22 protein-coding genes are annotated in these 24,061 nt (G+C 66.1%); 13 read left to right on the forward strand and 9 right to left on the reverse strand.

The features are described from left to right. Window positions 1–21: 21 nt before the first annotated feature. Window positions 22–816 (reverse strand): molybdenum-dependent transcriptional regulator ModE, encoded by a 795-nt coding sequence (gene modE, locus HBF26_RS07815; protein WP_167124772.1) that lies wholly within the window; start codon window positions 814–816, stop codon window positions 22–24. A gap of 149 nt (window positions 817–965) precedes the next feature. Here modE and HBF26_RS07820 point away from each other — a divergent pair, with 149 nt between their 5' ends. Genes HBF26_RS07820 through HBF26_RS07830 form a run of 3 tightly spaced genes read left to right on the forward strand, consistent with a single transcriptional unit; the run spans window position 966 to window position 3,505 of the window. After that, window positions 966–1,853, forward strand: coding sequence for a lysylphosphatidylglycerol synthase transmembrane domain-containing protein (locus HBF26_RS07820; RefSeq protein ID WP_167124775.1), 888 nt, complete (start codon window positions 966–968; stop codon window positions 1,851–1,853). Further along, complete coding sequence (locus tag HBF26_RS07825; protein ID WP_167124777.1) at window positions 1,850–2,989, forward strand: serine hydrolase domain-containing protein; 1,140 nt, start codon at window positions 1,850–1,852, stop codon at window positions 2,987–2,989. The genes HBF26_RS07820 and HBF26_RS07825 overlap by 4 nt, the downstream gene beginning before the upstream one ends. Window positions 2,990–3,028: 39 nt before the next feature. Further along, window positions 3,029–3,505: a T6SS immunity protein Tdi1 domain-containing protein gene (locus HBF26_RS07830; RefSeq protein ID WP_167124779.1), complete on the forward strand. Its 477-nt coding sequence runs from the start codon at window positions 3,029–3,031 to the stop codon at window positions 3,503–3,505. A 13-nt stretch (window positions 3,506–3,518) separates the two neighbouring features. On the opposite strand, the gene HBF26_RS07835 is transcribed toward HBF26_RS07830, so the two are convergent. From HBF26_RS07835 to HBF26_RS07865, 7 genes are all read right to left on the reverse strand, one after another. Continuing rightward, window positions 3,519–3,818 carry a type II toxin-antitoxin system RelE/ParE family toxin gene (locus tag HBF26_RS07835; RefSeq protein WP_167124781.1) on the reverse strand — a complete coding sequence of 100 codons (300 nt, stop codon included), beginning with the start codon at window positions 3,816–3,818 and terminating at the stop codon, window positions 3,519–3,521. Continuing rightward, window positions 3,815–4,090: a YlcI/YnfO family protein gene (locus tag HBF26_RS07840; protein ID WP_167124783.1), complete on the reverse strand. Its 276-nt coding sequence runs from the start codon at window positions 4,088–4,090 to the stop codon at window positions 3,815–3,817. Before HBF26_RS07840 ends, HBF26_RS07835 begins: the two co-directional genes overlap by 4 nt. A gap of 71 nt (window positions 4,091–4,161) precedes the next feature. Further along, entirely contained in the window at window positions 4,162–5,436 is a 1,275-nt protein-coding gene (locus HBF26_RS07845; protein ID WP_167124785.1) for an RNA polymerase sigma factor, read from the reverse strand. A 52-nt stretch (window positions 5,437–5,488) separates the two neighbouring features. Next, window positions 5,489–6,253: a YciI family protein gene (locus tag HBF26_RS07850; protein WP_167124787.1), complete on the reverse strand. Its 765-nt coding sequence runs from the start codon at window positions 6,251–6,253 to the stop codon at window positions 5,489–5,491. A gap of 10 nt (window positions 6,254–6,263) precedes the next feature. Further along, window positions 6,264–6,716, reverse strand: coding sequence for a VOC family protein (locus HBF26_RS07855; RefSeq protein WP_167124789.1), 453 nt, complete (start codon window positions 6,714–6,716; stop codon window positions 6,264–6,266). Between the two features lie 34 nt (window positions 6,717–6,750). Beyond that, window positions 6,751–7,182, reverse strand: coding sequence for a YciI family protein (locus HBF26_RS07860; RefSeq protein ID WP_167124791.1), 432 nt, complete (start codon window positions 7,180–7,182; stop codon window positions 6,751–6,753). A gap of 115 nt (window positions 7,183–7,297) precedes the next feature. Next, on the reverse strand, window positions 7,298–7,948 hold the full coding sequence (locus tag HBF26_RS07865) for an HWE histidine kinase domain-containing protein (protein WP_167124793.1): 651 nt from the start codon (window positions 7,946–7,948) through the stop codon (window positions 7,298–7,300). A 418-nt stretch (window positions 7,949–8,366) separates the two neighbouring features. Here HBF26_RS07865 and HBF26_RS07870 point away from each other — a divergent pair, with 418 nt between their 5' ends. From HBF26_RS07870 to HBF26_RS07905, 10 genes are all read left to right on the forward strand, one after another. Next, window positions 8,367–14,360 (forward strand): alpha-2-macroglobulin, encoded by a 5,994-nt coding sequence (locus HBF26_RS07870; RefSeq protein ID WP_167124795.1) that lies wholly within the window; start codon window positions 8,367–8,369, stop codon window positions 14,358–14,360. 62 nt (window positions 14,361–14,422) lie between these two features. Beyond that, window positions 14,423–16,789 carry a penicillin-binding protein 1C gene (gene pbpC, locus HBF26_RS07875; protein WP_167124797.1) on the forward strand — a complete coding sequence of 789 codons (2,367 nt, stop codon included), beginning with the start codon at window positions 14,423–14,425 and terminating at the stop codon, window positions 16,787–16,789. 102 nt (window positions 16,790–16,891) lie between these two features. Then, window positions 16,892–17,068, forward strand: a complete 177-nt coding sequence (locus tag HBF26_RS19525; RefSeq protein ID WP_425482984.1) for a VOC family protein — start codon at window positions 16,892–16,894, stop codon at window positions 17,066–17,068. 124 nt (window positions 17,069–17,192) lie between these two features. Beyond that, the gene (locus HBF26_RS07880) at window positions 17,193–18,584 is read left to right on the forward strand and encodes a sugar porter family MFS transporter (RefSeq protein WP_167124799.1); all 1,392 of its coding nucleotides are present in this window, start codon (window positions 17,193–17,195) and stop codon (window positions 18,582–18,584) included. Window positions 18,585–18,855: 271 nt separating this feature from the next. Then, window positions 18,856–19,407 carry a fimbrial protein gene (locus tag HBF26_RS07885; RefSeq protein ID WP_167124801.1) on the forward strand — a complete coding sequence of 184 codons (552 nt, stop codon included), beginning with the start codon at window positions 18,856–18,858 and terminating at the stop codon, window positions 19,405–19,407. A gap of 61 nt (window positions 19,408–19,468) precedes the next feature. Next, the gene (locus HBF26_RS19755) at window positions 19,469–19,594 is read left to right on the forward strand and encodes a hypothetical protein (RefSeq protein ID WP_275690571.1); all 126 of its coding nucleotides are present in this window, start codon (window positions 19,469–19,471) and stop codon (window positions 19,592–19,594) included. A 104-nt stretch (window positions 19,595–19,698) separates the two neighbouring features. Then, window positions 19,699–20,595: a fimbrial protein gene (locus HBF26_RS07890; RefSeq protein ID WP_167124803.1), complete on the forward strand. Its 897-nt coding sequence runs from the start codon at window positions 19,699–19,701 to the stop codon at window positions 20,593–20,595. An 8-nt stretch (window positions 20,596–20,603) separates the two neighbouring features. Then, on the forward strand, window positions 20,604–21,215 hold the full coding sequence (locus HBF26_RS07895) for a hypothetical protein (protein WP_167124805.1): 612 nt from the start codon (window positions 20,604–20,606) through the stop codon (window positions 21,213–21,215). 51 nt (window positions 21,216–21,266) lie between these two features. Beyond that, window positions 21,267–21,812, forward strand: coding sequence for a DUF2058 domain-containing protein (locus HBF26_RS07900; protein ID WP_167124807.1), 546 nt, complete (start codon window positions 21,267–21,269; stop codon window positions 21,810–21,812). Window positions 21,813–21,818: 6 nt separating this feature from the next. Continuing rightward, complete coding sequence (locus HBF26_RS07905; RefSeq protein WP_167124809.1) at window positions 21,819–22,805, forward strand: NAD-dependent epimerase/dehydratase family protein; 987 nt, start codon at window positions 21,819–21,821, stop codon at window positions 22,803–22,805. A gap of 138 nt (window positions 22,806–22,943) precedes the next feature. Here HBF26_RS07905 and HBF26_RS07910 read toward each other — a convergent pair whose 3' ends face one another. Beyond that, complete coding sequence (locus HBF26_RS07910; RefSeq protein WP_167124811.1) at window positions 22,944–24,002, reverse strand: bifunctional transcriptional activator/DNA repair enzyme AdaA; 1,059 nt, start codon at window positions 24,000–24,002, stop codon at window positions 22,944–22,946. Between the last annotated feature and the right edge of the window lie 59 nt (window positions 24,003–24,061).

Raw genomic sequence — 24,061 nt, forward strand, 5'->3', positions numbered from 1 at the left:
TGTCGCGCGCAGGGCGCGCTCCTACGTGGTCACTCCCAGAATCACCGACGACGCATCGAAGATCGCGACGACGCTCTTGCCCTCGGCGAGTTCCAGCGCGTGCACGCTCTCCATGGTGACGATGGCGGCGATGTTGCCGCCGCCGCCGAGGGCGATACTCACCTCGCCGTTCACGGCGCCGGGTGACACATGCGACACCGTGCCCGGCAAGCGGTTCGAAGCGGACAGGCGCCATCCGTCGCCGGGTAGCCCGACCATCACCCAGCTCGCTTTCACCAAGGCGACCACGGGGCGGCCTGGAACAAGGCCGAGACTCGCCGCGCTTTCGCGCGTCACCGTGGCGACGAGGCAGGTGTCGCCGGGCAGCCGGATCTCGACGGTGTCGTTCACGACGCCCTCGACCACTCGCGACACGATACCGGCCAGCTGATTGCGTGCACTCGTGCGCATCGTGAAATTCCTCAGCATGTGGAGATCGTCGGCAGCGCTATCGCCCAATGCCGCGAGACGGTCAACGAAGTGGCGGTGTTCGGTCTCGATGCGGCGAAACGATTCGATCAGGCGTTCGGCACGCGGCGTCAGCCGGGCACCACCGCCGCCACGGCCGCCGGCGGAACGCACGACCAGCGGTTCGCCGGCGAGGTTGTTCATGGTGTCCACCGCATCCCAGGCACCCTTGTAACTCATGCCCACGGCCTTGGCGGCGGCCGTGATGGAGCCGGTAGCAGCGATCTGCGCCAGCAGTTCCACGCGGTCGATGCCGCCCCAGCGGCGGGCGCCATCGGTCAGCCAGAGCGAGCCTTCGTAACGGAGCATCGTCTTTTCCCAAGGGACCGTCGAAGTTTAGGCTTCCCGGCCCGGTCGTGGGATCATTCCCGGCATTCACGACGATACGACAGGCAGGCGCGGCGGTGCTCAGGCAGGATTCGAAGACTTCGAAGGCGATCGCGGCGCGGACGGCGAAAATGCTCGTGATGGCCGCGATCGTCGGTGGCGCCGTGTTCCTCCTCCACCGCTATATCGAACGCATGGCCTGGCAGGACGTGCGCGAGGCCATCGACCGCATACCGCGCTGGCATGTGGTGGGCTCCATCGTCGCCACGCTGATCAGCTGGATCTGTCTGACCGCTTACGACGTGTTCGCCGTGGAGACCGTGGTTCCCGGAAAGGTGTCGATGCGGATGAAGATCTTTTCCGGTTTCACCACCCACGCCATCTGCAATGCACTGGGCTTCCACGCCATTACGGGCACGGCGCTGCGTTATCGCATGTTGTCCACCCAGGGCGTGGGCGCGGCCGATGTCGCGCGCGTGGTCGGGCTGATCGGCTTCGCGGTGGGCATGGGGTTTGCCTCCGCCACGTGTCTCGCGCTGATGCTCGAACCGTCCATTGCCCAGGGCTGGGGGCGCTGGCCCGGCGTGGCCTTGCTCGTCGCCTTCGTGGTCCTGCTGCGCTGGCTTGCCGGGAAACACGACGAATTGAAAGTATGGAAATTCAGCACACCGGTGCCGTCGGCACGCTCGGCCGGCGCCCAGATGGCGATCGGCGTGGTGGAAATGGTCGGCGCCACCGGTGCGATGTACTTGCTGCTACCGACCGAGATCGCCGGCAGCTTCCTCGACTTCGCACCGATCTACGTGGGCGCGATCCTCGCCGGCATCGTCAGTAACACGCCGGGCGGCATCGGTGCGTTCGAAGCGATCACCCTCGCGGCATTCCCGCAGGAGCAGCGGGCGCAGGTACTGGCTGCCTTGCTCGCCTATCGCGCCATCTATGGTCTGGGACCGCTGGCGGTGGCATCGCTGGCGCTCGCGGTGTTCGAGGTGCGGCGCCGGGTGGCCAGCCCCGCATGAAGCACCTGACGATACTGGCCCTGCTGTTCCTGGCGGGCTGTGCGGCAACGCATGCCCGGCGCACCGATGTGCTGTTCTGGAACCAGGCGCAGCGTGAGGCGTCGTTCCGCGCGATGGAAACGCATTACGCAAGCAACGTGGTGCGGCACGGGGTGGCCCATCCGCTGCCTGCCGGAGCGCCGCTCGAGCCCCGGTTCGACGACGGGCGAACGCTCGAAACGTACATGGCGGCGCACCATGTCGCCGGGCTCATGGTGGTGCAGGACGGCCACGTGCGGGTGGAGCGCTATGGCCTCGGTGCCGGGCCGTCGACGCGCTGGACCTCGTTCTCGGTGGCGAAATCGTTCACCTCGACCCTCGTGGGCGCCGCGCTTCGCGACGGTGCGATCCGCAGCCTCGACGACAAGGTGACCCGATACGTTCCCGAACTGGCGGCAGGCGCCTATCGCGATGTCACGGTACGTCAGCTCCTCGACATGACATCGGGCGTCCGCTGGAACGAGGATTACGCCGATCCGCATTCCGACGTGGCGATGATGTACGAGGGCACGCGCGAACCGGGCGTGCCGCTGCTCGTGACGTACATGTCGCGCCTGCCGCGTGAATTCGCGCCGGGCGAGCGCTGGGTCTACAAGACCGGCGAAACCGACCTGGCAGGCATCCTAGTCACGCGCGCCACGGGCAAGTCGCTTGCGGCGTACCTGTCGGAAAAGATCTGGAAGCCCTATGGCATGGCGTCGGATGCGCTCTGGCTGAAAGACGAGGTGGACGGCACCGAGGCCGGAGGTTCGGGCGTGTCGGCCACGCTGGCCGATTACGCACGGCTCGGCCAGTTCCTGCTCGACGGCGGCGTGGCGGCGGGAAAGCCGGTATTGGCGGACGGCTGGCTCGCCGATGCCACGCGCCGGCACTCCGACATCGGCGTGCCGGGCCGCGGCTATGGATACCAATGGTGGACCTACGACGACGGCAGCTTCGAAGGCATCGGCATCTTCGGCCAGCTGTTGCATGTGGACCCGCGGCGGCACCTCGTCATCGTGCAACTCGCAGCGTGGCCCGTGGCGACAAGCGACGCGGAAGCCAACGCGCGGGCGGGCCTTGTGAGGGCGGTGAATCGGGCCGTGGACGGGCTCTAGGGCCTAAACTATCCCCTCCCCCTCGCATCAGGCGCCCCCATGGCCCTTTCCTGGAACGACCTCACCTGCACTCCGGACAAGGAGGCCATCGACGCGCTCGCCGAATCCTGGCGCTGGCGCATCGGGGACGCCTTCACGCCGCTTCTGTTCACCGCGCTCGGCGACATGTTCTACGAAGCCGACGAGGGCGGCATTTTCTGGCTCAACACGGGCACGGCCGAGCTGGAACGCGTCGCGGAGAGCGTCGAGGGCTTCAACAATCTGCTGCGCGAAGAGGTGGCCGAGGACTGGTTGTTGCCGTCGCTCGTGGAAGCATTGATCGAGGCCGGCAAGAGCCGCGCGGAAGGCGAGTGCTACACGTACGTGACCCTGCCGGTGTTCGCGGAAGGCGAATACTCGGTGGAGAACCTCAATCCGGTGCCGGCGAAGGAGCACTTCGAACTCACCGGCTCCGTGCTGCAACAACTCCAGGACGTGCCCGACGGCACCAACGTGAACATCGACATCACGCATTGAGCGTTGGTGCCCGTTACAGGAAGTAGTCGTCCTCGCGCTGGTGGCGCAGTGCCAGCAAGGTGACGTGTTCCACTCCGATATGGAACAGCACGACATAGCCGTTGCCGCCGAACGGAACGACGAGCTCGCGGAGGAACGGATCGTCCGCGGCGGCTCGTCGGCAGGTGTAGGGAAATTCCTCGAGGATACCCACGGCGCGAACCAGCGTCTGGATCGCCCGGTCGGCCACGTCCGGGTCCTTCGCAGCGAGAAAATCGGTCAGTCGAAGTAGATCGGCCCGCGCGCCGTCCGTGTAGCGAACCTCGTACTTCATCCCTCTCCCTTCGTCTTCCGCGCGGCAGCGACGCGCGCCGCAGCCTCCTTATGTACGTCCGCGGCGGCATGGTAGCTGCCGGTGCGCTCCGCCTGGGCCAGTGAGGCAAGGCCACGCGCCAGGAACTCTTTCTGCATGGCGCGCCGTTCCACCGCCTCAGCGACGGCGGTTTCGATGAATGCGGAGAGTGTTTCTTCCTGTCCGAGCACAGCTTCCGCTCGCTGACGAAACTCGGGCTCGATACGGATCGAGGGGAAGGTGGCGGTCTTCATGGCGTGTCCTTGCATTGCATTTGCGATGCAAAGCTACCATGGCTGCCGCAGGGATTCCAACGCGAGGAAGGTCAGCTCTGGACGGGCAAGGCGCACGCTTCGGCGCGGGATTCCAGGAGCCGGCGCTCGCGGTCGTTTCGCGTCATGCCGGCGGCGCGGAGAAAAGCTTCGCGCGCATCCACCGGCCGGCCCAGGCGGAAGAGCAGGTCGCCGTGCACACTGGGAAGAAGGTGGTAGTCCTTCAACGCGGGCTCGTCGAGAAGCGATTCCACGATGGGCAAGGCGGCTCCCGGTCCTTCCGCCATCGATACCGCCACGGCCCGGTTGAGTTCGACCACCGGGGATGGAAGAACGGCCACCAGTTCCGCGTAGAGGGCGGCAATGCGCGGCCAGTCGGTGTCCTCGGCCCGCGTGGCGCGCGCATGGCAGGCGGCAATCGCGGCCTGCAATGCATAGGGGCCGCGCGCGCCACCCAGTTTTTCAGCGCGCTCCAGCGCTTTCAGGCCCCGGCCGATCAGCAGGCGGTTCCAGCGGCTCCGGTCCTGGTCGAGCAGCAGGATGGGCGCGCCGTCGGCGTCCGTGCGTGCGCCGGTGCGCGATGCCTGAATTTCCATGAGTGCGATCAGGCCGTGCACTTCCGGTTCGGCCGGCATCAGTTCAGCGAGCACGCGGCCGAGGCGCTGGGCCTCTTCGCACAATGCGGGGCGCATCCAGTCGCCGCCGGTAGTGGCGGCATAGCCTTCGTTGAAGACGAGGTACAGCACGCGCAGCACTGACGCGAGGCGTTCCTTCAGGGCCTCGCCGCGCGGCACCTCGTAAGCCACCGATTCAGCGGCGAGGCTACGCTTCGCGCGCACGATGCGCTGGGCCACCGTGGCCTCGGGAAGGATGAAGGCGCGCGCGATCTCGTCGGTGGTGAGGCCGCCCAGGAGGCGCAAGGTGAGCGCCACGCGTGCCTCGATCGACAGCACGGGGTGGCAGGCGGTGAAGATCAACCGCAGCATGTCGTCGCCGATGTCGTCGTCGAGCGCGTCGATCAGTTTCTCGTCGTGCGACTCCAGCAATCCTTCCATGTCCTGGCCCAGCGCTTCGAGCTTGCGCCCGGCCATGCGCTCGCGCCGGATGCGGTCCACTGCGCGATGTTTCGCGGCCTGGGTGAGCCAGGCGCCGGGATTGCGCGGCACGCCGTCGCGCGGCCATTGCTCCAGCGCGGAAACGAGCGCGTCCTGGGCCAGTTCCTCGGCAAGGTCGAGGTCGCGGACCATGCGCGCGATCGTCGCGATCAGCCGCGGCGATTCGATCTTCCAGATCGCGTCGATGGCGCGGTGGGTGTCGTGCGTGGTCATGGCCACGCATGACAGCATTCGCCGTCATGCGTGGCAAGCCGCGTTGCGGCAATTACGCGGGGATCAGGTCTTCCATCCGCCACAGCTCGCGGATCTCCAGGCGGGCATCGTCGCCGTCCGGGAACGGAAAGGTTTCCGTCCAGGCAATGACGTCGTCGATGCTGTCCACCCGGAGCACCCAGAAGCCCGCGACCATTTCCTTGATCTCGGCGAAGGGGCCGTCGAGCACCGTCGCCTTGCCTCCGGAAAAGCTGACCCGTTTCGCGTGCCGGCTGGAAGACAGACCATGGCCAGCGATGAGGAAGCCGGCTTCATGTCCCGCCCGGTTGGCCTCGCTCATGCGGCCGAGGATCTCCGGACCGGGGTTCCAGTCGGTTTCGCTGCGCTCGTTCGCCTTGAGCATGACGATGTAGCGTGGCTTGGGCGAATCCTCCTCGCTCGGATTGCCGAAACCGGACAAACCCCCGGGACAACCGATCGGGCGGATCTCTATCTCGGCCTGGCCGTTGGCATCCTCCGCCGGCCAGTCCTTAACCCATGCCACGGCCTCTTCCATGGAATCGGCTTCGATGATGCTGAAGCCGGCGACCAGTTCCTTCGTTTCGGTAAAGGGACCGTCCACCGTCACCGCCTTGCGCCCCGGCGCGAACGTGACACGCACACCGGTGCTGCTCGGCTTCAACCCTTCGCCGGCCAGCAGCCGGCCCTCGGCCGCCAGTGTGTCGATGTAGTCGCCCATGGCGTCGATCAATTCGCGGCTCGGCTTCACGCCGGCCTCGCTGTCATGGTCCGCCTTGCGGACGATGAGGAACTGCATGGCTCACTCCTTACGGACTGGGTTTGTCGCCTGCGTTGACCATCCACGGCACGCCGAACTTGTCGGTGCACATGCCGAAGCCCTTCGCCCAGAAGGTTTCCTGGAACGGCATCTTCACCTCGCCTCCTTCCGACAGCGCTTCGAAGACCTTGCGGCCTTTCTCGACGTCGTCGATGCCGATGGAGATGGAGAGGCCACGGACGGTACCTTCATCCTGCGGGCTGTCCGAGCCCATGAGCATCATCTGGCCGTCGACGGTGAGGTTGACGTGCATGATGCTCTCGTCGAATTTGGCCTTCTGCTCCGGCGTCATCGGACCGCAACCGTTGTCGTCGCCACCTTCCTGTGGGGGCATGTCCTTGTAGCGATGCAGCTCGTTGATCTTCCCGCCGAGGGCCTTCTCGTAGAATTTGAATGCTTCTTCGCAGTTACCGTTGAAGAACAGGTAAGGCTGGATATGCATGTGTGGACTCCTTTCGTTGGTTGGGGGTACTTAGTTACTGACGGGACGCCAGTTCGGCGCGCAGCCGTTCCTCCTGCGCACGCGCCTCGGGCGTGAATTCCGCGCCGAAGTCGTCGGCATCGTAAACGCGGCGAATCTCAATTTCTGAGTCGATGCCGCCTTCGAACGGGTTGGGCGCACGTTTCATCCACTCGATCGCCTCATCGAGCGAGCGCACCTGGATCAACCAGAATCCGGCGATGAGTTCGCGGGTTTCCGCGAAGGGCCCGTCGATCACCTCGCGGCGATCGCCGAGGAAACGCACGCGGGCCCCGGCGCTGCTGGGGTGCAAACCCTCGCCAGCCAGCATCACCCCAGCCCGGCACATCTCCTCGTTGAAATGGCCCATGGCCGTGAGCAATGCCTCACTCGGCATCTCGCCGGCCTCCGAGGCGGGTGTCGCTCGCACCATCACCATGAATCGCATCGTCGTTCTCCTACGCGAAGCCGGGGCTGTCCGGCCTTTCATGGAGACGTCGATTGTGAACCCGTTGGATCGACAAGGGCGACCGACATTTATTTCGACGCGTTGCCGGGGAGGGTCAGGCCGGGCGGGCGGGTGCCTCGAAAACGGCCCGCACCCCGTCCGGTTCGAAGCGTACGGCCGCCTCGCCATGCGCCTCGCACGCCAGCGTCCGTTCGATGAACCGGGTGCCGAACCCCCGGCGGAGCGGCGGCTTCACCGGCGGGCCGCCGCGCTCCTTCCACTCCAGCCGTACCCGGCCGCCGTCTGGACAGGGAAAGAAGGTCCACGCGAGGGTTACCGTGCCCGAGGCCGTTGAAAGAGCGCCGTATTTGCTCGCGTTGGTCATCAGTTCGTGCAGGGCCATGGCCACGGCCACGGCGGTCTCGCCGTCCAGCACGAGCGGCGGCCCGGAAAAGCTCACGCGGGCATTGCCCGGGTCGTGCGGCGCGATGGTGGACTCCACCATGCCGAAGAACGCGACGTGCCGGGAGGGTCCCGCCAGCAGCAAGTCGTGGGCGCTGGCGAGGGCACGCAGGCGGCTCTCGAAGGCCTCCATCGAGCAGTCGAGGGAGCGGTCGCAACGAAAGCTCTGCCGCGCCATGGCCTGCACGACCATGAGGATATTCTTCATTCGATGGTTCAGGTCGTCGATCACCACCCGTTGGGTGCGTGCCATGTTGCGCAACGTCATCACGTCGTCGAGGGAACTGGTCGCATCGTCGCTCATCGTTTCTACCGTCGGGCCCCGCGTCCGCCCCTGATTCCCCGGCGCAGGGCGTCCATGGCGGCAGAGGCGCTCCCTGCGCGCCTGCCACTACGCCCGAAACCGGGCGGCGTGGCGAAGATAAAGCAACATAACCGCGTGTTACATGACGTTACGCGGTCAGCGTGAGCCACGTCACGCGCGAAGTACTTCACTCTTATTTTCAGAATTCTTCTATTGTGTATCCAGGATGCAACAGCGCGCGCATTGCCTTTGCTGTGCCAGAATTCCGCCGTCGCTGCGGCATACGTTGCGCACAGCATCGTACGCAAGGGGATAGGTGGGCTTTTGATCCGGCCGTCGCAGTCGCGACGGGCGGTCTGCTCGCGTATCCGCAGCGCGCCGCGACGCCGTCAACCGGATTAAGGAAAGGGAAACGACCATGGACTTGCTTCGCTTCATCGCATTGTTGCCGCTGCGCCTCGTCCGCGGCCTTTTCCGGGCACTGGCCTGGGCGTTGCGGCCCCTTTTCGGCAATGTGTCCTGGTCGGCGCCGGCCTGGGTGCCCGCCACCGGCCGGGCGGCGCGCAGCCACCCCCTGAAATTCACCGCGACCGTCGCCGGCGCCCTGCTGTTGGCCGGTGCATGCTGGTTCGGCTGGCACTGGTGGCAGAACCGGCCGAGACCTGCCGAACCCGAGCGCATCACGTTCGAGGCGCCCGCGCCGCAGACCACCGACTACGCCAATACCCCCGTCACGATCCATCCCCTCGTCGTGACCTTCTCGGCCTCGGCCGCACGGCTGGAGTCGCTCGGCAAGCCGGTGACGGACGGCATCGCCATGGACCCGAAGCTGCCCGGCCAGTGGACCTGGGAGAACGACCGGGTGCTGCGCTTCACCCCGGCGGGCGACTGGCCCGTAGGCCGGAAGGTGAGCGTTCGCTTCGACAAGGCGAAGGTATTCGCGCCGCAGGCGCTCCTCGCCGATGACCAGTTCGCCTTCGAAACCGCGCCGTTCACCGTTCGCGTGGTGAACGGCGAGTTCTACCAGGACCCGCAGGACCCCACCCGCAAGAAGACCATCGTGCAACTCGGGTTCAACTACCCGGTGGACTCGGCGCAACTGGAGAAACGGCTGTCCCTGGAACTGCGCAACGGCAACGAGAAGCGCGGCAGCGATCTCAAGTTCACGGTGACCTACGACGAGCAGCGGCTCAACGCCTTCGTCCATTCGCAGCCGCTGCAACTGCCTCGCGACGACGGATCGGTGGCCCTGAAGCTAGACGACGGCGTCCGTTCCAGCCGTGGCGGCGACGGCACGGAGAAGGAGCTGGAAACCTCGGTGCGCGTGCCCGGCCTTTACAGCCTGAAACTCGACGAGGTGTCGGCCACCCTGGTGGACAACGAGCGCTTCGAGCCCGAACAGGTGGTGGTGATGCAGTTCGGTGGCCCGGTGAGCGACGCCGAGCTGGCGAAGAAACTGCAGGTGTGGGCGCTGCCCATGGACGACCACAAGCACTACGGCGTCGACACCATCGGCGAGGCCGACCTGCGTGGCTTCGCGCGGCTGAAGCCCGAGATCGTTCCGACGGAAAACGACTGGTCCGAAACCCAGAGCTTCCGTTACCACGCCCAGCCGGGCCAACGCATCTACGTGCGGGTCGACAAGGGCATGACATCCTTCGGCGGCTACGTGATGCCCAAGGCACGGGCGGACCTGCTTACCGTGCCCGATTATCCCAAGCTGCTGCGTTTCATGGCCGACGGCTCCCTGCTGTCGCTGAGCGGCGATCACCGCGTTTCCGTGGTGTCGCGCAACATGCCGGGCATGCGCATCGAGGTGGGACGGGTGCTGCCCGACCAGCTGCAGCATCTCGTTTCGCTCAATTCCGGCACGTACACGAAACCCGAGATGTACAGTTTCACGCCGGATCACATCGTCGACCGTTTCGTGAGCAAGGTGTCCTTCCCCGACGAAGGCCCGGGCAAGGCGCATTACGAAGGATTCGACCTGGGCAAGTACCTTGCTTCCGGCAAGCGCGGGGTGTTCCTCCTGAAGCTTGCCGGCTTCGACCCGAAGGCGGCCGAGGCTGCACGCGCGGCGCGCGAAAAGGCGGCCCGCGAGGCCGCTGCCCGCGAGGCCGGCGGCGATCCCGACGCGGCGGCCGCCGCAGCCGCCGCCGAGAAAGAGAACGACGGCATGATGTACGACGCGCCGCGGGACGAGCGCCTGGTCGTCATTACCGACCTGGGCATGATCGCGAAGAAGTCGCTCGACGGCAGCTACGACCTCTTCGTGCAGTCCATCCGCAGCGGTGCCCCGGTCGGCGGTGCTTCGGTGTCAGTCATTGCCAGGAACGGCAGCACGCTGTTCACCCAGACCACCGATGCCGACGGAAGTGCGCATTTCGCGGATCTGGCGGGCTTTACGCAGGAGAAGGCGCCGGCGATGTTCGTGGTGCGCCAGGGCGAGGATCTCTCGTTCCTCCCGATCGGCTCGTACGACCGGTCCCTGGATTTTTCCCGCTTCGATATCGGCGGCGAACCCAATGCGCACAGCCAGGGCCAGTTGTCGGGGTATCTCTTCTCGGACCGCGGCATCTACCGCCCCGGCGACCTTTTCCACATCGGCATGATCGTGCGGGCCAATAGCTGGACGCGCAGCGTGGCGGGCATGCCGCTCATTGCCGAAGTGGTGGACCCGCGCGGCACCACGGTGCGCCAGGAAACCGTGTCCATGGACACGGCCGGCTTCGCCGAACTGGCATATACGACCGCGGAAACCTCGCCCACGGGCAACTGGACGGTGAACCTGTACATCGCCAAGGACGGCAAGCCGTATTCGCAGATCGGCAGTACGACGGTGCAGGTGAAGGAGTTCCAGCCCGATCGAATGAAGGTGTCCGCGAAGCTTTCCACGACGGTGGCGGAAGGATGGGTCAAGCCCGCGCAGTTGAAGGCGCTGGTCGATGTGCAGAACCTGTTCGGCACGCCGGCGGCGAACCGTCGGGTGGAAGGTTCGCTCGTGCTCCGTCCGGCGTTCCCGTCGTTCCCGAGCTATAAGGACTACCGTTTCTACGACATCCGTCGCGCCAAGGAAGGTTTCGAGGAGAAACTGGCCGACGCGAAAACCGACGACAAGGGCCATGCGGAATTCGCGCTCGATCTCACGCGCTATGCCGACGCCACCTATCAGCTCTACTTCCTCGCCAAGGCGTACGAAGCCGAGGGCGGACGCAGCGTGGCCGCCGCCACGCAGGGCATGGTGTCTTCCAACGACTGGCTGGTGGGATACAAGTCGGTGGACAACCTGGATTACGTGAGCCGCGATGCGAAGCGCACCGTGAACCTCGTGGCCATCGATCCGGGTGCGAAGCGCATCGAATTGAAAGGCCTGAAACAGGCCATCGTCGAAACGCGCTTCGTGTCGGTCCTGACGAAGCAGGACTCCGGTGTATTCAAGTACGAATCCAAGGCACGCGAGACCACGCTTTCCGAAACGCCGCTCACGATCCCCGCGGCCGGACTCGACGTGGCGCTGCCGACGGACAAGCCGGGCAACTTCGCGCTGGTGGTGAAGAACGCCGACGGCAAGGAAGTGAATCGCGTGGCGTGGTCCGTAGCGGGCGATGGCAACGTTTCACGCTCACTGGAGCGGAACGCCGAGCTCCAGCTCACCTTGTCCAAGAAGGACTATGCGCCCGGCGAAGCGGTGGACGTGGCCATCCGTGCGCCATACGCCGGCTCCGGGCTCATCACGATCGAGCGCGACAAGGTGTACGCGCACGCGTGGTTCCACGCGGACACGACGAGTTCCGTGCAGCACATCACCGTACCGGCGGGCTTCGAGGGGAACGGCTACATCAACGTGCAGTATGTCCGAGATCCGTCATCCGACGAGATCTTCATGAGTCCGCTGTCGTTCGGCGTGGTGCCGTTCTCCGTGAACATGGACGCACGCCGCGATGCCATCACCGTGGAATCGCCCGCGCTCGTGAAGCCCGGCGACACCGTGACCTTCCATGTCACGTCGCCCACGCCCACCCGCGCCGTGGTGTTCGCGGTGGACGAGGGCATCCTCCAGGTGGCCCGTTACAAGCTGGGTGACCCGCTCCAGTATTTCTTCCGCAAGCGCATGCTCGAGGTCTCCACCTCGCAGATCCTGGATCTCATCATTCCGGACTTCCAGAAGCTGATGGGCATGGCGGCACCGGGCGGCGATGCCGAGGGCGCGATCGGGCGTCAGCTGAATCCGTTCCGGCGCAAGCGCGACAAGCCGGTGGCGTATTGGTCGGGCATCGTCGACGTCGACGGTTCGCGCGACCTCACCTACAAGGTGCCGGACTACTTCAACGGCAAGCTCCGCGTGATGGCCGTGGCCGTGTCGCCCGAGCGGATGGGCACCTTCGAGGGCGCGACCACCGTGCGTGGCGACTTCGTGCTGTCGCCGAACGTACCGACCACGCTCGCGCCCGGCGACGAAGCGGAAATCAGCGTCGGCGTGGCCAACAACCTCACCGGTCTGGGCGGGAAGGACGTGCCGGTGGCCGTCAACCTGAAGCTCGGTCCGCAGTTGCAGATCGTAGGCGACGCCGCGAAAACGCTCAGCCTTGGCGAGATGCGTGAAGGCGTGGCGATCTTCCGGGTCCGCGCCACGGACAAGCTGGGTTCCGGCAACATGACCTTCACCGCGAACTACGGCGGCAAGTCGGCGAAGCAAAGCGTGGACCTCTCGGTGCGGCCCGCCTCGCCGATGCGCACCGACCTCGCGTTCGGCCACGTGGATGCGCACTCGCGCGGCGACGTCACAGGTCTTCGCGACATGCACGACGAGTACGCCGTGCGCGACGCCGCGTTCTCCACGGTGCCGGCGGTGCTCGCGCGCGGGCTGGCGGCTTATCTCGTGGACTTTCCGCACTACTGCACGGAACAGGTGATCAGCGCGGCGATGCCGGCGCTGGTGTTCGGCAAGCATCCGGAGTTCGGCGACGTGAAGCCGGCGCACATGCAGGACGGCTCGGCACCGCCGGCGGACCCGGTGGCTGCCTTGCTCGACACGCTGCGTGCCCGGCAGAACGGGCAGGGTGGCTTCGGCCTGTGGACGGCCACGCCCGATACGCACGCCTTCGCCACCGATTACGCCGTGCATTACCTGATCGAGGCGAGCGACCGTGGCGTGGCCATACCGCGCGACATGCTCGCTTCGGCCGACAACGCATTGCGCCAGATCGCCGCCGACGACTCGGGAGACGCGTTGGCGGACATGCGGCAGCGTGCCTACGCCATCTATCTGCTCACCCGGCAGGGCAACGTCACCACGAACGACCTGGCGTCCGTGCAGCGGCGCCTGCAGGAGGCCTATCCGAAGGAATGGAAGAACGACCTGGCCGCCGCCTGGCTTGCGGCATCGTACAAGCTGATGCACCAGGACAAGCTGGCCGCCGACCTGATCGCGGGGCCGCGAAAGCTGCTCACGCGTACACCGGCGGATGAAGCGTATGCGTACGCGGACTACTACGACGCACCGATCCGCGATGCCTCGGTGCTCTACCTCCTGGCGAAGCACTTCCCCGAAGAGGCCAGGGCGCTTCCGCCACAGACGGTGGAGAACCTGGTGCGTCCGCTGGGCAAGGGGCACTACAACACCTTGTCGTCCGGCATGATCGTGCTTGCGCTCGACGCCTGGGCGAAGGAGGGCGGCGATTCCGCGAAGCTGTCGATCGGCGCGGTGGCTGCCAACGGCACGGTGACGCCGATCGGAGCGCCCAAGGGCGCCATCCTCGATGCGCATTGGACGGCGGGCACGCAGAGGCTGCGCCTCGTCAACGATGCCGACACCACCGCGTGGTACGGGGTGGCGCAGACGGGCTTCGACCGCAAGCCGTCGACCGACGTGCGCAAGGACGGCCTGGAAATCACCCGCACCTATACGACGCTGGACGGCAAGTCGGTCGACACCGTGAATACGGGCGACGAAGTGAACGTGCACGTGCGCATTCGCGCCACGAAGGATGACGGCGTGGCCGATGTCGCGATCGTGGACCTCCTTCCGGGTGGTTTCGAGCCGGTACTCGACACGGCGCCCGCGGAGGCGGCCGCAACCGAGGCCGCGGCTGGCGACGATGCTTCCTCGGAGGAATCGTCCGAGGAGGGCGAAGCGGAAGGCGGCGAAAGTCAGGACGGCACGCCAGCCTGGCGCTCGCCGGTTGGCCTTCCGGAGTCCACGTGGAAGCCGGAGTACGCGGACGTGCGGGAGGATCGCGTGGTGGTCTACGGCTACGCGAGCCGCGACGTGCAGGAGTTCGTCTACCGTATAAAGGCAACCAATGCCGGACGGTTCGTCATTCCACCCGCGCTCGCGCAATCGCTGTACGACCGCACCGTGCAGGCGCAGGCGCCGGGCGGCGGCACGCTGACCGTGGAGCGCAAACCCTGACCGCCTGTCTGTAGGAGCCGCCATGGCGGCTCCTACAGGGGGCGCGCCGGTCATCGCATCGCATGAGGTCCTTCCTTCCTTTCAGGCTTCCCCGCTGGCACAACGCGCTGGCGGCGGTGCTGCTGGTCGCCGGTGTCCTCGTCGGATGCCGCCTCTGGCCGCACGATCCGCTGCGTGCATCGTTTCCGTCGTCCACGGCGGTCTACGACGCGAACGGGCGGCTGCTGCGCCTTACGCTCGCCAGCGACCAGCAGTATCGGCTCTGGGTGCCGCTAGAGGACGTGTCGCCGGCGATGGTGAACGCGGTGCTCCTGCATGAGGATCGCTGGTTCCGCTGGCATCCCGGCGTGAGCGCATGGGGCCTCCTGCGCGGTGCCTGGATGACCTATGTCCGTGGGCGCCATCCGCAGGGTGGGTCGACCATCACGATGCAGCTGGCCCGATTGATGTGGCACCTCGACACGCGCAGCCCCGGCGGCAAGCTCGTGCAGGTGGGCCGCGCGTTGCAGCTGGAACTCTTCTATTCCAAGCACGACATCCTGGAGGCCTATCTCAATGCGGCGCCCTTCGGTCGAAACGTGGAAGGGGTTGGAGCCGCCAGCCTCGCCTATTTCGGCAAGGCGCCGTCGCGGCTCAGCCTGCCGGAGTCTCTTACCCTTGCAGTGATTCCGCAGGAGCCCGGCCGCGGCGTGCCGGGGCGCATGGACGGTGCAGCGGTGATCGACACGTCGCTGAAGATGTCGCGCGACCGCCTGTTCGCCCGCTGGATAACGCGGCATCCCGAAGATGCCGCCGCGCGTCCGCTTTTCGAACTTCCGTTGCGCCTGAGGCCGTTGTCCCGTCTGCCGTTCGAAGCACCGCACTTCGTCGAGCAAGTGCTAGCGGAGCGCCGCATCGACGGCGGCGACGACATGCGCGTTAGCACCACGCTCGATCTGGGCCTGCAGCACAGCCTGGAAAGACAGGTAAGGCAATACGTGGAGCGCGGGGCCGATCGTGGCATCCGCAACGCGGCGGCGATCCTCGTGGACACGCGGGACATGGGCGTGAAGGCCATAGTCGGCTCGGCCGACTATTTCGACGCCTCCATCCTCGGTCAGGTGAACGGCACACTGGCAAAGCGCTCGCCGGGCTCGACGTTGAAGCCCTTCATCTACGCGCTGGGCTTCGATCAGGGGGTGCTGCATCCGGAAACCGTGCTGCGCGATGTACCGTCGGCCTTCGGTCCCTATACACCGGAGAATTTCGACGGCCATTTCCTCGGACCGGTCACGGCGACGCAGGCATTGGTGCGCAGCCGAAATATCCCCGCCGTGCAGATCGCGGCGAAACTGGCATCGCCGAATCTCTACCAGTTCCTGCGCGACGCCGGCGTCTCGCGGATGGCCAGCGAACAGCATTACGGCCTGGCCCTTGTGCTCGGCGGTGGGGAAGTGACCATGCAGGAACTGGCTCGGCTGTACGCCATGCTGGCGAACCGCGGCGAGCTTCGGCCGCTTCGCCTGCTTGAAAACACGCCGTCCAGTCGCGGCACGCGCATGCTCAGCGAAGAGGCCAGCTTCATGGTCATGGACATGCTTCGCCAGAATCCGCGGCCCGACGATGCGCTGCCGGCGCAACCGTCGCGTCTGCCCGTGTATTGGAAGACCGGTACGTCGTGGAGTTTCCGCGATGCATGGACGGCCGGAAGCTTCGGTCCCTACGTGCTCGTGGTCTGGATCGGCAACTTCGACGGTGCGGGGAATCCCGCCTTCGTCGGCATCGACGCGGCGGCACCGCTGTTCTTCCGTATCGCGGATGCGTTGCGCGCCGAGCGGCCCGGCCTGGCCGAGCCGATCCGCCGCAATCCACCCAACCTCAGGCGCGTGCCGATCTGCCTCGCCAGCGGCGACCTGCCGAATGCCTGGTGCCCGCAAGTCGGCAGCACGTGGTTCATTCCCGGCAAGTCGCCCATCCGCGTAAGCAATGTGCACCGCCCGGTGGTCGTGGACATCGCCACCGGCAAGCCCGCATGCCCGCCGTACGATCCTGCGAGGACGCGCGTGGAAGTTTACGAATATTGGCCGTCGGATCTCGCGCGGGTCTTCGCGCAGGCAGGCATGCCGCGGCGCACGCCGCCCGCGCTTCCCGACTGCCAGGGCGGCGGACAACCGGCCGGCGACCCGCCCAGGATCACCTCGCCGCTCAAGGGCAGCAGCTACCAGATCCGCACGTCACGCATGGGCAGCGAGCGCATCGCCTTCGTCGCGACGGCCGACGCCGGGTCGCGCACGCTGTACTGGTTCGTCGACGACGCTTACCTGGGTAGCGTCCCGAACGGACAGCCGCTCATGTGGACCCCGGAACACGTGGGGCGCTTCCTCGTCCGCGTGGTGGACGACCAGGGTCGGACCGATTCGAGAGCACTGGTTCTGGAAGCGCGACAGTAGGCCAAACCTGTGGGAGCCGGCTTCGCCGGCGATCCCGCGGCAGCGGGCAAGCTTGCCGCAAGCGCCCATCGCCGCTGAAGCGGCTCCCACAATACCTACGGTATCCAAGACGCGCGGGCCCATTACGAGCGCGCACGGAAGGCGGGGGCCACCATCGTCGATGCCTACGAGGAAAAGGAATACGGCGGCGCCGGTTACTCGGCTCGCGACCCGGAGGGCCACCTCTGGTACTTCGGCAGTTATGATCCCTGGGTTCAGGGGGAAAGCGACGACAACTGAGCGGACGGTCCCTTGACACCCCGGGCAGTCGCCCGGGCACACGCGCGCCGCCCGGGCGGCGCGTACACAACTTCAATACATGTCACGGCATCCAATGCCGGGATCGCCACGCAAGGAACCGTTGATGGATGCCGCCACGCAGCAAACCCACGCCGCCCACCCCAAGGCGGCCATCGTCACCACCTGTATCCTCGCCGCCCTCGCGGGCCTCATGTTCGGACTCGATGTCGGCGTGATATCCGGCGCCACGCAGTTCATCCAGGCGGAGTTCAAGGTTTCGGACCACGTCATCGAGTGGATCGTCAGCGCGATGATGGGTGGCGCCGCTGTCGGCTCGGTGGGCGCTGGCTGGATGTCGGCCGCCCTGGGACGCAAGCGTTCCCTCATTCTCGCCGGCATCCTCTTCGTCGCCGGCTCGATCTTCTGCGCCGTGGCGGGAACGCCCACTATTCTCATTGTGGCGCGCTTCGTGCTCGGCCTCGCCATCGGCATCGCGGCATTCACCGCGCCGCTTTATCTTGCGGAAGTTGCGCCGGAGAAGATTCGCGGTGCGATGATCTCCACCTACCAGCTGATGATCACCACCGGCATCTTCCTTGCCTTCCTTTCCGACACGGCCTTCAGCGCCAGCGGCAACTGGCGCTGGATGCTCGGCGTGATCGCCGCACCGGGCGTGCTGTTCCTCATCGGCCTGTTCTTCCTGCCGGACAGCCCGCGCTGGCTGCTGCTCGTGGGACGGCGGCACGACGCGGAAACGGTGCTGACCAGGCTGCGCGGCGACCAGGACACGGTGCGGCGCGAAATCGCCGACATCGACGAGCAGCTCAAGACCCGCCAACACGGCTGGAGCATGTTCCGCGAGAACCCGAACTTCCGCCGCTCCGTGGGCCTGGGCGTCCTGCTCCAGGTGGTGCAGCAGTTCACCGGCATCAACGTGGTGATGTACTACGCGCCGCGCATCTTCAAGGAGATGGGTTACGACACGCACACCCAGATGGTGTTCACCGCGGTGGTGGGCCTCACGAACATGCTGGCGACGCTCATCGCGCTCGCGTTCGTCGACCGGTGGGGCCGCAAGCCCATTCTCTACGCCGGCTTCGCCATGATGGCCGTGGGCCTGGGCACCGTGGGCACCATGATGTCGCTCGGTATCGCCACGCGCGGCGAGCAGCTGTTCACCGTCGGCATGCTGCTGTTCTTCATCGTGGGCTTCGCGATGTCCGCGGGCCCGCTGATCTGGACGCTGTGTGCGGAAGTGCAGCCGCTCAAGGGCCGCGACTTCGGTATCGCCTGCTCCACGTTTACCAACTGGATCACCAACATGGTGGTGGGCGCGACCTTCCTGAGCCTGCTGAGCGGCTTCGGCAATGCGAACACGTTCTGGCTCTATGCCGGGCTGAACGCCGTTTTCATCGTCGTCACCTTCTGGCTGGTTCCGGAAACGAAGAACGTGAGCCTCGAGCAGATCGAGCGCAATCTCATGAGTGGCAAGGCACTGCGCAAGATCGGCCAATAGATCGCGGGCGCGCAATAACACGGTGGGCACCGGTCTGTCATGAGAACGGTGCCCCATGTGTCGCAAAGTGCGAGACTCTTCGGACTTCCGAAAGGAAGTCCGATTTTTGAGCAATCTTCCATATGGCTTGTAGGCCAAATCCGACAAAATCCTTGTCGCTCGCGTAGACGAGCACTCGGCTGCGTGAGCACGGGGAAAGGCCCCGTGCCTCCCTACGGCCGACGACCCACTCTGGGTCGTTGCTTCTCTAGAACGTAACAAGGTTAATCGGATGAACCTCAAGGCAATCACATCGGCCCTGCTCATCGCAGGGCTGGCGGCTCCGGCCGCCTTCGCTTCCACCGGCACGATCACGTTCACCGGTTCCATCAGCAATGTCACCTGCACCGTCAGCGGCGGCCAGCCCGGCACGGGCAACCCCGATTTCACCGTGCCCATCGAGGGCGTCAATGCCGGCGACTTCCCGAACGTGGGCAGCCACGCCGGCACGACGGGCTTTCGTATCTACGTGGGCCAGACCGGTGAAACGACCTGCACGAACGGCACTCAGGTGTGGGCGGCGTTCGAGCCGGGCTCCACGGTCGATCCTCTCACCGGTGCCCTCATCACCACCGGCGCCGCACAGGGCGTGCAGATCCGTCTGTTCAACAAGAACGGCGATCCCATCGACGTCTGGAGCCCGGACCAGAGCGTGATCAAGGAAACGGTTGCGGACAACCAGGCTGTGATCGCCCACTCCGCGGCTTTCGAACGCACCGGCAACATCACCGCCGGTGATGCGAACAGCTCGGTCGTGTACTCGATCCGCTACGAGGCACCGTAAGCAAAAGATCGGCCGCCGGCATACCGGCGGCCGAACGCCTTCGCCAAGGAATATCCGAACCATGCAAGGAACGATCCGCAAAGCGGGGCGCGGGATCTGTGTTGCCGCCGTCGCGCTGGCAGCCGCCGGCGCAGCGCAGGCCACTGTCGTGATGAACTCGACGCGCTATGTCTACGGAAAGAGGTAACCATGAAACAACGGACACAACCATTCCTTCGCCACGCGCTTTGCGGCGCCATCGCTTACGGAGCGATGCATGCCGCCCCTGCCATGGCTTTGCCGGGATGCGTCATGAACAATCTGGCCACGTACCAGATCGGCCAGACAACGTATGTCGACGTGTACAACGACATCCCCGTGGGTACGATGGTGCGCGAGGGGCGCGCCGCGGGCGAAGGCAAGCTCCTGCTCACCTGTGGCGCTGGCGATGCCACCTTCCGGGGACGCTGGCAGGCCGGCAATCCACCCGACGGTCTGCTGCCGCTCACGGTCGGCGGCAAGCCGTCCGGATTCGGCATCCGCCTCTTCCTCGAGGAAGGCGCGAGCGGCATCCGACGCAGCTTCCCGCACGACTTCACGCGAACGTTCAACGAAGGAGACACCGTTCGCAGCGACCAGGACGTGGTCAGCTACGAGATCTACCGCATGAGCGGTCCGGTGGAATTCGGAAACGTGGATCCCGGCGCCATCGCCCAATCGAACGTGGACCAGAGCGGCGGCGGTCTGGTCGTCTTCCGTTCGATGGAAATCTTCAAGCTGATCTTCCGGCGGCCCGCCTGCTCGATCGCCAGCGACAGCATCAACCAGGAGTTCAATGTCGGCGATTACAGCGTGGCGAACTTCGCCACGCCCGAGCGGGCTACACAGTGGAAGGAATTTCACCTCACGGTGGAGAATTGCCTGGAACCCGTGGGCATGGTCGCGCACTTCACCTTCGGCACTCCCGCCGATGCCGATGCGGATACCCCAGAACTGTTCTCGCTGCGTGGCAGCGATGCGCCCGAGAACGTGGGCCTCGAGATCGGCGACAGCCGGCGGAACACCATCAAGCCGGGCGAAGAGGTTCGCTTCAACGCAGTGGGGACGGGCGAGGACTTCGTTTTCAACGTGCGCCTGCGCGAAAGCAAACCGACCGTGCGCGGCGGCCGCTTCCGCAGGCCCGTTACGGTCCTCGTCGACTTCATGTGAGCGCGGTCGTGTCCGGGCATCGCGCGGCGTGGCTTCCGCGGGTCGCGCTGATTGCGCTTGTCACCTCGGTCACGGGCTGCGCATCAGTCGCGAGCGTCGGCAAGCGCGTCGACGGGGGTGACGACGTCGTGGTTCGCAAGCTGGCGCTCTATTCGTTCGCACCGCTGCATGCCATGGGGTACGAACGGTTGCATCGCGACGCAAGGCAGCTGGACAGCGAGCTTGCGAAGCAACTTGCGGCGCGCAACATCGAGACAATCGTCACCGACGTGGACGAATCCGTGCGGCGTCATGCGCTGGCCATCGACGTACGCGTGGCCGACGGCGAGGGTATGCGGCGCAGCAGTGTGCTACCGGAGAACGCATTGCTCGAGGCCCAGCGGCCGGACGAGTCGGCGGCAGGCGTCACGCATCGGCTCGTCATCGTGCCCTTGCGCCTGAACGTCGATGCCGGCACGGGCGTGGCGCATGGCGTGCTCCGCTGGCGTGTGGAGGCCGTGGACGGCGCCTCCACCGTGGCCGTGGGGTTGATGCGCTACACGGCGGATGCCAGAGGTTACCCCTCGAAGCGAATGGCGACCCTCCTCGTGGCGAAGCTTCGGTCCCTGGGCATCCGTTGAGGAATCTTCGGCGCTAGAATCGGGGGATCCGCAAGCAACGAAGCACGCACCATGCGCAACCCCCTGCAAGAACAGCTCCTCAAGGCCGGCCTCGTGAAGAAGGACAAGGCCGCCAAGATCGTTCGCGACCAGGCGAAGCAGCGCCAGGGCAAGGCACCCGCCGCGCCGGCGGAAGAGCAGGTGGACGCTCGCCGCCTGCAGGCCGAACGTGCCGAGCGCGACAGGGCCCTGGCAGCGGAACGCAATGCCGAGGCCCGTGCGCGGGAGATCCGCGCGCAGGTGCGGCAGATCGTCGAGACCACCCGCGTGAAGCGCGAAGGCGATGTCGCCTACCGCTTCCCCGACGGCGAGAAGATCGCCAGCATCTTCGTGAACGAATCCCTGCGCGGCCAGCTCGCATCCGGCGCACTGGTCATCGCGCGCCTTGGCGACGGCTACGAGCTCATCCCTCGACTGCCGGCGGACAAGATCCATGCGAGGTCCCCCGAAACCATCGTGCTGGATCACGGCCGGAAGGAAGGCGCGGCCGTGCAGTCCGAGGAAGAAGTTGACGACTACTACAAGCAGTTCGTCGTACCCGACGATCTCATCTGGTAAGGGACCATGACCGTCCTCGTCACCGGTAGCGCGGGGCACCTGGGCGAGGCGCTGGTGCGCCGCCTGCAGGCCGAAGGCCGCGACGTGCGCGGCCTCGACATCAAGCCTTCCGCGCATACGCATGTCGTCGGCTCCATTCACGACGAGGCCTTCGTGCGCGAGGCGTTGTCAGGTGTGGAACAGGTCATTCATAGCGCCACCCTGCACAAGCCGCACGTGGCCACGCATTCCAAGCGCGAATTCGTCGATACCAACGTGGGCGGCACCGTGGCGCTGCTGGAGGCCGCGGTGGCGCAGGGTGTGCGCGCTTTCGTCTTCACCAGCACCACCAGTGCGTTCGGTGCGGCGCTGTCGCCTGCGCCCGGCGAGCCGGCGGCATGGATCGACGAAGATGTGGTGCCGGTGCCGAAGAACATCTACGGTGCGACGAAGATCGCGGCGGAAGGCATGTGCGAACTGGTCGCCCGGAAAGAAGGCTTACCCGTGCTGGTGCTCCGCACCTCGCGCTTCTTCCCGGAGGACGACGACAACGCGCACGTGCGCTCCGCTTACGACACAGCCAATATGCAGGCCAACGAGCTGCTCTATCGCCGTGCCGACATCGACGACATCGTTCAGGCACATCTGCTGGCCCTCGAACGAGCCCCTGTGCTGGGGTTCGGCCGGTATATCGTGTCGGCAACGACGCCCTTCTCTCGCGACGACACAGCGGCCCTGCGTTGTGACGCCGCCGCCGTGGTTCGCCGCCTGTTTCCCGATGTCGACGCGCTGTACGCGACACGAGGCTGGAAGCTGCTGCCGTCGCTGGATCGTGTCTACGACAGCAGCCGCTCCACGCGCGACCTGGGGTGGAAGCCGAAGCGCGATTTCGCGTTCGTGCTCGACTGCCTGCGCCGCGGCGACGATTTTCGCAGCGAGATGGCGCGCGCGGTGGGAGTGAAGGGGTACCACGACACCGTGTTCGAGAACGGGCCGTATCCTGTGGTGGGGTGAGGCAAGCACCATCGCCGCTGAAGCGGCTCCCACAGAAAGCCGACAGCTCCAGGGGCAGCAGATATCCCGCCGAGCGCTCTTGGACTCGCCGCCGCCTGTGGGAGCCGGCTCTGCCGGCGATCCCGCGGCAGCGGCCAGCTACGGCAAGCCCGCGAACTTGCGCTCGTGCCGCAGCAGCCAGTCCTTCCGCCACAGCCCGCCGCCGTAGCCCGTCAGCGAGCCGTCGGCACCGATCACCCGGTGGCACGGAATCACAATGGCGATCTGATTCGCCCCATTTGCACGCGCCACGGCACGCACTGCCGTATGCCGGCCCGCCGCCGCGGCAATCTCCGAGTAGCTCCGCGTCGTGCCTGGGGGGATCGCCATCAGCTCGTCCCACACCGCGCGGGTGAAGGGCGAGCCATGCATCGCCAACGGCGTCTCGAACGTGTGGCGAGTACCCGCGAAATACTCGCGCAGTTCCGCTTCGATCCGCTCGATGGCGGCCGTACGGCCGAAGGCGATCGTGGAACGCGTGGCCGCACGCAGGCGTTTCAGTTCGTTCGGCAAGGCGGCACGGTCGAAGAATTCGAGCAGGTGCAGCGATCGTGCGTCGGCCACCGCAAGCATGCTGCCGATCGGTGTCTCGACCCACTCGGCCTTCAGCCATTCGCGGCCGCGCAGTTCGGTCGGACAGTCGCCCAGCAGTCTGGCGATCGCTTCGCGGAAGCCGCTACCCGACGCATATCCCGCCTCCTGCTGCGCGTCGATCACGCTGGCGCCGGCCGCCAGCCGGTCCATGCCTCGGCCGGCACGGCGCAACCGGGCCATGTCGAGGAAGGTGAGGCCAAGGTGGCGCTTGAAGCTGCGCCGCACCGTCGACGGGTCATAGCCGAGGCGCACCAGGTCGTCCTCCGACCATATCCGCTCCGGTTCGTCCTCGAGATGGCGCAGCAGGGCCGAGACCATCGGCTCGCGCTGGCCCAGGGGGTCGAGCGGCCGGCAGCGCAGGCACGGCCGGAAACCGGCCTCGAAACAGCCTGCGACGGAATCGAAGAAGCGGGTGTTCTCCAGCCTGGGCTTGCGCGCGGGGCAGGTCAGCCGGCAGAACACGCCGGTGCTCGTCACGCCGACGTACACGTGCCCGTCGTAAGCGGGGTCACGGTCCAGCAGGGCCCGGTAGAGGGTGTCGTGGTCGGGGAGGTCGAAGAGCATGGGCGCTAGGGTAGCGCCCGAACGGCCGGCCGCGCCGCCGGAGATCGGGCGGCTATTTC

Origin of the sequence: Luteibacter jiangsuensis (assembly GCF_011742555.1) — a bacterium.
In the GTDB taxonomy this organism is placed as follows: domain Bacteria; phylum Pseudomonadota; class Gammaproteobacteria; order Xanthomonadales; family Rhodanobacteraceae; genus Luteibacter; species Luteibacter jiangsuensis.

What these genes read in the sequence shown, in the direction of transcription:
- HBF26_RS07860 (WP_167124791.1), bottom strand. Translation starts at nt 7,182, where the DNA reads ATGCGATTCATGGTGATGGTGCGAGCGACACCCGCCTCGGAGGCCGGC.
- HBF26_RS07845 (WP_167124785.1), bottom strand. Translation starts at nt 5,436, where the DNA reads ATGACCACGCACGACACCCACCGCGCCATCGACGCGATCTGGAAGATC.
- HBF26_RS07880 (WP_167124799.1), top strand. Translation starts at nt 17,193, where the DNA reads ATGGATGCCGCCACGCAGCAAACCCACGCCGCCCACCCCAAGGCGGCC.
- HBF26_RS07890 (WP_167124803.1), top strand. Translation starts at nt 19,699, where the DNA reads ATGAACAATCTGGCCACGTACCAGATCGGCCAGACAACGTATGTCGAC.
- HBF26_RS07885 (WP_167124801.1), top strand. Translation starts at nt 18,856, where the DNA reads ATGAACCTCAAGGCAATCACATCGGCCCTGCTCATCGCAGGGCTGGCG.
- HBF26_RS07835 (WP_167124781.1), bottom strand. Translation starts at nt 3,818, where the DNA reads ATGAAGTACGAGGTTCGCTACACGGACGGCGCGCGGGCCGATCTACTT.
- HBF26_RS07840 (WP_167124783.1), bottom strand. Translation starts at nt 4,090, where the DNA reads ATGAAGACCGCCACCTTCCCCTCGATCCGTATCGAGCCCGAGTTTCGT.
- HBF26_RS07850 (WP_167124787.1), bottom strand. Translation starts at nt 6,253, where the DNA reads ATGCAGTTCCTCATCGTCCGCAAGGCGGACCATGACAGCGAGGCCGGC.
- pbpC (WP_167124797.1), top strand. Translation starts at nt 14,423, where the DNA reads ATGAGGTCCTTCCTTCCTTTCAGGCTTCCCCGCTGGCACAACGCGCTG.
- HBF26_RS07905 (WP_167124809.1), top strand. Translation starts at nt 21,819, where the DNA reads ATGACCGTCCTCGTCACCGGTAGCGCGGGGCACCTGGGCGAGGCGCTG.
- HBF26_RS19755 (WP_275690571.1), top strand. Translation starts at nt 19,469, where the DNA reads ATGCAAGGAACGATCCGCAAAGCGGGGCGCGGGATCTGTGTTGCCGCC.
- HBF26_RS07900 (WP_167124807.1), top strand. Translation starts at nt 21,267, where the DNA reads ATGCGCAACCCCCTGCAAGAACAGCTCCTCAAGGCCGGCCTCGTGAAG.
- HBF26_RS07865 (WP_167124793.1), bottom strand. Translation starts at nt 7,948, where the DNA reads ATGAGCGACGATGCGACCAGTTCCCTCGACGACGTGATGACGTTGCGC.
- HBF26_RS07820 (WP_167124775.1), top strand. Translation starts at nt 966, where the DNA reads ATGCTCGTGATGGCCGCGATCGTCGGTGGCGCCGTGTTCCTCCTCCAC.
- HBF26_RS07830 (WP_167124779.1), top strand. Translation starts at nt 3,029, where the DNA reads ATGGCCCTTTCCTGGAACGACCTCACCTGCACTCCGGACAAGGAGGCC.
- HBF26_RS07825 (WP_167124777.1), top strand. Translation starts at nt 1,850, where the DNA reads ATGAAGCACCTGACGATACTGGCCCTGCTGTTCCTGGCGGGCTGTGCG.
- HBF26_RS07855 (WP_167124789.1), bottom strand. Translation starts at nt 6,716, where the DNA reads ATGCATATCCAGCCTTACCTGTTCTTCAACGGTAACTGCGAAGAAGCA.
- HBF26_RS07910 (WP_167124811.1), bottom strand. Translation starts at nt 24,002, where the DNA reads ATGCTCTTCGACCTCCCCGACCACGACACCCTCTACCGGGCCCTGCTG.
- HBF26_RS07870 (WP_167124795.1), top strand. Translation starts at nt 8,367, where the DNA reads ATGGACTTGCTTCGCTTCATCGCATTGTTGCCGCTGCGCCTCGTCCGC.
- modE (WP_167124772.1), bottom strand. Translation starts at nt 816, where the DNA reads ATGCTCCGTTACGAAGGCTCGCTCTGGCTGACCGATGGCGCCCGCCGC.